Origin of the sequence: Paenibacillus sp. AR247, assembly GCF_002968895.1 — a bacterium.
In the GTDB taxonomy this organism is placed as follows: Bacteria; Bacillota; Bacilli; order Paenibacillales; family Paenibacillaceae; genus Paenibacillus_AQ; species Paenibacillus_AQ favisporus.
This window is the reverse complement of sequence record NZ_PCZT01000010.1, coordinates 193,536-199,313: the sequence shown is the minus strand read 5'-3', so window position 1 is coordinate 199,313 and position 5,778 is coordinate 193,536. Positions and strand designations below refer to the sequence as shown.

The 5,778-nt window shown below is 56.8% G+C and carries 6 protein-coding genes; all 6 read left to right on the top strand.

Annotation, left to right across the window (positions count from 1 at the left end):
- The first annotated feature begins 166 nt into the window (after nucleotides 1-166).
- Nucleotides 167-1,372, top strand: a complete 1,206-nt coding sequence (locus CPT76_RS20485) for a cache domain-containing sensor histidine kinase (protein WP_258168695.1) — start codon at nucleotides 167-169, stop codon at nucleotides 1,370-1,372.
- Nucleotides 1,291-1,845 carry a sensor histidine kinase gene (locus tag CPT76_RS40190; protein ID WP_258168694.1) on the top strand — a complete coding sequence of 185 codons (555 nt, stop codon included), beginning with the start codon at nucleotides 1,291-1,293 and terminating at the stop codon, nucleotides 1,843-1,845. The genes CPT76_RS20485 and CPT76_RS40190 overlap by 82 nt, the downstream gene beginning before the upstream one ends.
- On the top strand, nucleotides 1,838-3,403 hold the full coding sequence (locus CPT76_RS20480) for a response regulator (RefSeq protein WP_105444261.1): 1,566 nt from the start codon (nucleotides 1,838-1,840) through the stop codon (nucleotides 3,401-3,403). Before CPT76_RS40190 ends, CPT76_RS20480 begins: the two co-directional genes overlap by 8 nt.
- A gap of 118 nt (nucleotides 3,404-3,521) precedes the next feature.
- Entirely contained in the window at nucleotides 3,522-4,547 is a 1,026-nt protein-coding gene (locus CPT76_RS20475; protein ID WP_258168693.1) for an ABC transporter substrate-binding protein, read from the top strand.
- Nucleotides 4,498-4,755, top strand: a complete 258-nt coding sequence (locus CPT76_RS40185; protein WP_258168692.1) for a hypothetical protein — start codon at nucleotides 4,498-4,500, stop codon at nucleotides 4,753-4,755. The genes CPT76_RS20475 and CPT76_RS40185 overlap by 50 nt, the downstream gene beginning before the upstream one ends.
- Before the next feature lie 197 nt (nucleotides 4,756-4,952).
- On the top strand, nucleotides 4,953-5,778 hold an 826-nt coding region (locus CPT76_RS20470), incomplete at its 3' end, for a carbohydrate ABC transporter permease (RefSeq protein ID WP_105444260.1).

The window sequence follows — 5,778 nt, the reverse complement described above, 5'->3', positions numbered from 1 at the left end:
GCCTCTCCTGCCTGTTGACAGCGTTTCCAAAGCGATGACATAATGTTGTACAAAAATCCCGCCTAGGCGGGCGGAGGGAGTAGCCGTGCAGACTTGGAAGAGTCCGTTTCAGGCATATAGAAAATCAAGAACAAGCTGTCCATCCTGATCGCTATTTATCGTTGCCATGACCTTTGCCTTTGCCCTGATCGTGCAGCAGTACGCCTTCTCGGTGTACGACGAGCAGCTGTACGTGAAGTCCTCGCGCGTACTGTACCTGTCGTCTTCTGCGATTGAGAAAGAGCTGGAACGCCTCGAGCAGCTGTCCTTCAGCATCATCACCGACACGCAGATTCAGTCCCAGCTCAAATCCATCGCCACAAGCGACTCCGATTACGACCGCCTGACCTTGCGCAAGCACATGGTCGACAGGCTCCTCACCTATGTCGGTTCCGAGCCCTCCCTCTACTCGATCCACATGATCGATGCGGCCGGGGCCCAGCAGGATGTCGGCAGCCTGGTTCCCATCCAGGCCGGAAAGCGGGACGTAATCCTCAGGCTGGCGGATAACGCCGAAGGCCAGGCGCGCTGGACCTTCCCCGACGCATCCGATCCGGCCCTGATCCTGGCCCGTCAAATCCGTTCCTACTCGGGCACCATGTTCGACCTGCAGGATATCGGCACCATTTTCATGCGGATCAACATGGAGCGGATCGTGCACGAGCTTGGCGCCGGGGAAGGCGACCTCATCGTGACCTCCGGGCCAGACGTCATTTATCCCTCGCAGCCGCATTTCGATCCCGCCCTCATCCAGAGCTCCATCACATCCGAGACCGGATATTTTATCAAGGAAGTTCAGGGAAAAACGTACTTTGTCGCCTACAACCGTTCCACTGCAACCGGGTGGACCTATTTGAACGTGACCCCGTTCAACCAAATTTTCAAGCAGATCGTCCTGATCAAGGAAATCGTTATCGGCGTCTTCATTCTGATATTTGCCTTCGCTATTCTGTGGGGCATCCGCTTCTCCCGGGGGTTGACCCGCCCGATCGAGAATCTGATCGCCCGCATGAAGCTCGCAGAGAAGGGGAACTTCGCCGAAGCGAACATTCTTGCCGGCGATCAGGAGCCGCCCGCGATGGACGAACTCGGCCTGCTGCACCGGACGTTCCGCCTTATGGTGGAGAGGATCAACGACCTGATCACTGAAAATTACGCCAGCCGCCTCCTGATCAAGGAGACCGAGTTCAAGGCGCTGCAGGCGCAGATCAACCCGCATTTTTTGACAACACGCTGGAGTCCATCAACTGGATGGCCAAAATCAACAAGCAGACGCAAATTTCGCAAATGGTGCAGGCGCTGGCGTTTCTGCTCCGCAATTCGGTCAGCCTGAAGGAGCCAATTCTGACGCTGAAGGAGGAGCTGGAAATGGTGCAGCATTATATCACGATCCAGAAATTCCGCTTTGAAGAGCGACTGTCCTTCCACATGGACGTTTCCGAACGGGAGCACTTCCGGAAAATTCCGAAGCTGACGCTCCAGCCCCTGCTCGAAAACGCGATTCATTATGCGCTGGAGCCTTCCGTTGGCACGTGCACCATTTCCTTGACCAGCCGGGAGGAAGCGGACGCGTTTATCCTCATCGTCGAAGACGACGGCCCGGGCATGGCGTCAGATACGCTTGAGCTGCTGCGGGAAGGCAGACTGACCACGGCGGGGAATGGCATCGGCCTGCTCAACATCGACGAGCGAATCCGCTTTGCGTTCGGTGAGAATTACGGGCTCTTCATCGACAGTGCCCCGGGTCAGGGGACCCGCATTCATATCAGGTTACCGAAAGAAATGGAGGGATCCGAGCATGTATAAAGTGCTATTGGTGGATGATGAACGCATCATATTGGACGGCATTTCGCAAATGGTCGACTGGCAGGCCTTCGGGACAGAGCTGTCGGGAACGGCCCAGAACGGATTGCAGGCTTACGACCTGATCGCAGCCGATCCGCCGGACATCGTTATCAGCGATATCCGGATGCCCGGACTCGACGGTCTAGGGCTCGTCGCCCAGACTTATGCCACCCACCCGAACGTCAAATTTGTGCTGCTGTCCGGATTCGGGGAGTTCGAATACGCCAACCGGGCCATGCAGTACGGGGTCAAGCATTACCTGCTCAAGCCGACCGACGAGACCAAAATCGCCGAGGCGCTGAAGGAAGTGACGGCCGAGCTGGATCAGGAGCGCCGGCGGGAAGCCTTTACTCTGGACATGAAACGCCGCTTTGAGAAAGTCATCCCCCATGTCAAAGAACAGGTCCTCCGCGAGTTCGTCACCAATAAAACCTACGGACGGCGTGATCTCGAGGAATACCGCAGCCTGCTTCCCTGCGACTTCGGACGTCCCGTCCGGCTGCTGCTCTGCCATATTGAGGGCGAAGCCGATTACGAGCACCAATTTGCCGTCAAAAATATTGCCGAGGATTTGCTGCAAACGACGCTGATGAGCACGACGCTGGGCGACCACGCACTGATCCTCATCTCCGATCCGGAGGACCAGGAGCTGCTTCACAGCCGGCTGCAGGACATCTGCCGAACCTTCCGGCTGTATTACAAAATGAACGTGACCGTCGCCGTCAGCGATCCCGGTCCGATCACGTCCGCGCGGAAGCTGTACCGCGAAACGCTGCAGTGCCTGAACTACCGCTTCTATCTGGACGAGAGCGGGATCATTACACGGAAGGACACGTTTGTGCCCGACGGCGGCGTCAGCGAGTTCGCCTTTGACGAAGAGCGCCTGATGCTGCCCGTTCGCTCGGGTGACCGCGAGGAGGCGGCGCTTGCCCTGGCCGAGTTCATCGCCGAGCTCAAGCGGGCCCAGCTCAGCATCGAAATGACGAAGTCGTACGCGATTTCGATGTATGCCGCGCTGGTGCGCCTGGACGGACCGGAACGGATGGCGGAGGCCTACAAGCGGATCTCCGAGATTGCCGACATGGGCTCGCTGCAGGCGATTCAGTCGTTCCTGGAGGAGACGGTCCGGGATATGACCGGGCGCAACTACGAACGGAACGCGTTCAAATACAACGCCATCGTGCGGAAGGTGATTGACATCGTAGAGGAGCAGATCGGCAACGCCTCCCTGTCGCTGAACCTCGTCGCGCACGAAATGCTGTACATGAACGCCGACTATCTAGGCAAGCTGTTCAAAAAGGAGACCGGCGAGAAGTTCTCCAACTACGTCATGCGCATCCGTATCCAGCGGGCGACCGAGCTGATGGCCGAAAACCCCGATGCCAAAATATTCGAGATGGCCGAGCAGCTCGGCTTCGGCGACAACCCGCAGTATTTCAGCCAGGTGTTCAAAAAACAGATGGGCTGCACGCCGTCGGAGTATATCCGGAAGCTGACGGGCGGCATCTCTGCTTTTTAAACAAACAGGTCGGTTTTTTTCCTTACCCAGATCGCCGCAAGCGTTGATAATTGGAAATGTAAGCAGTATCAGATAAAGCACACCAATCTACCGTTAATCCTATGGGGGAGGAAATGACATGAGAAAAGCGTTAAGCGCCGTTCTTCTTTTTTCCTTAATCACCGGCCTGATCGGCTGTTCCGCCGGGGGCAGCAGCGACAAATCGGCCAGCGGAGGCGACGCCGCGCCTGCGACGACTACATCGGCCGGCGAGAGCAAAGATCCGGTCAAGCTTCGCATCGCCTGGTGGGGCGGCCAATCCAGACATGATTACACCCTGAAAGTGATCGAAATGTACGAGAAGCAGCATCCAAACGTCACGATCGAGCCCGAATACGCGCCGTTCGACGACTATTGGAAGAAGCTCGCGCCGCAAGCCGTCGCCGGCGGGCTGCCGGACATCATCCAGATGGACATTTCGTATTTGAGCCAGTACGCCAGCCGCAACCAGCTGGCCGACCTGAAGCCGTTTACTGACAGCGGCACGCTGAATGTCGCCGACGTCAGCGAGAACGCCCTGAAGGGCGGAGAGGTCGACGGCAAGCTCGTCGCCATGAACCTCGGGGTCAACGCCCTGCAGACGACCTTCGACGTCGAGACGATGAAGAAGAACGGCATCGACATCCCGTCCAAAGACTGGACCTGGGACGATATGGGCAAGCTTGGGGAGCAAGCCAAGGCCAAAGGCTTCCAGATCGGTGGATTCGCCTATCATCACGAGGTGTTCTTCCCGTATTACCTGAGAACGATCGGCCAGAAAATGTACAGCGACGACGGCAAAACGATCGGCTATGCCGACGACCAGGCTTTTATCGATTATTTCACGCGATATCAGCAATGGTATGACAAGGGCTACATCCTCTCCCTCGATAAAGAAGCGCAGAAGAAGGGCGTCGCCGAAGAGGACGAAATCGTTCTCGGCCACTCCATCTCCGGCATCGGCTGGTCCAACCCTCCATCGCGGAATCGTCCAAGCAGAAGGAAGAGCGGCCAAGTTCATCAGCTTCTTCATCAACGACATCGAAGCCAACAAGCTGATCAAGGGCGAACGCGGGGTGCCGGTATCCTCCAAAGTGAAGGATGCGCTGAAGCCGATCCTGACTGAGAACGAAGCGAAAATCTTTGATTATGTCACCTGGGCCGAATCGAACAGCAGCCCCGCTGACCCGCCGAACCCGATCGGATCGGTGGAAGTCGAGAAGCTTCTGCGGGATTTGAGCGAAAAGATTCTGTTCAAGAAAATTCCGATCGACCAGGCGGCGGCGGAGTTCCGTAAAGAGGCCAATGCCATCCTGGCCCGCAGCCAGAAATAACCTGAAGGGGAATCCTCATACTGCCTGAAGGAGCCGGGCCCCGGTCGGGTTCGGCTCCTTCCTTTTGGCTTAGATGAGAGAACGTGCCCTATAAACTCTCTAGTTCCAGAGGAAAAGCCGTAGTTTCTTCAACAATGGGCTACTTTCGCTCTCAATACCGTACGTATCCAATTTTGTAAGCTTAGGGGTTGACGATAATGAAAAGGCTGCGGGATAACGAGCACCTCACCGGTTACGTATTCACGTCTCCGTTCGTGCTGGGCTTTCTGATCTTTACGCTGTATCCGGTGCTGTCTTCGCTGTACTATTCCTTCACCGACTACAACCTGATGGAGGCGCCGAACTGGCTCGGCCTGGACAACTACAAGCGAATGTTCATGGAAGACGATAAAATCGGCAAATCGTTTCAGGTCACCTTTACGTATGTGCTGGCCAGCGTGCCGCTCCGTCTGATCTTTGCCCTGTTCGTCGCCATGATCCTGAACGTGGCTACGAAAGCGGTGGGGCTGTACCGCTCCGCCTTCTACCTGCCGTCCCTGATCGGCGGCAGCGTCGCGGTGTCGATCATGTGGCAGCAGATCTTCGGGGATCAGGGGCTGGTGAATTCCTTCCTGAACCTGATCGGCATCCACACCTCGACCTCGTGGATCGGCAATCCGAGCACCGCGCTGTGGACCTTGATCGCCCTGTCCACGTGGCAGTTCGGCTCGTCGATGATCATTTTCCTGGCGGGGCTGAAAAATATACCGAAAGACTACTATGAGGCAGCGGGCGTGGACGGCGCCAATGCCATCCGACGGTTCTTCAACATCACGCTGCCGATGCTGAGCCCGATCATCCTGTTCAACCTGACGCTGCAGACGATCTCGGCATTTATGACGTTTACGCCGGCCTACATTATTTCCCGCGGGGAAGGCGGTCCGCTCGACCAGACGCTGCTCTATTCGCTGTACCTGTACCGCAAGGCGTTCTCGCACTTTGAGATGGGCTACGCTTCGGCGCTCGCCTGGGTGATGCTGCTCA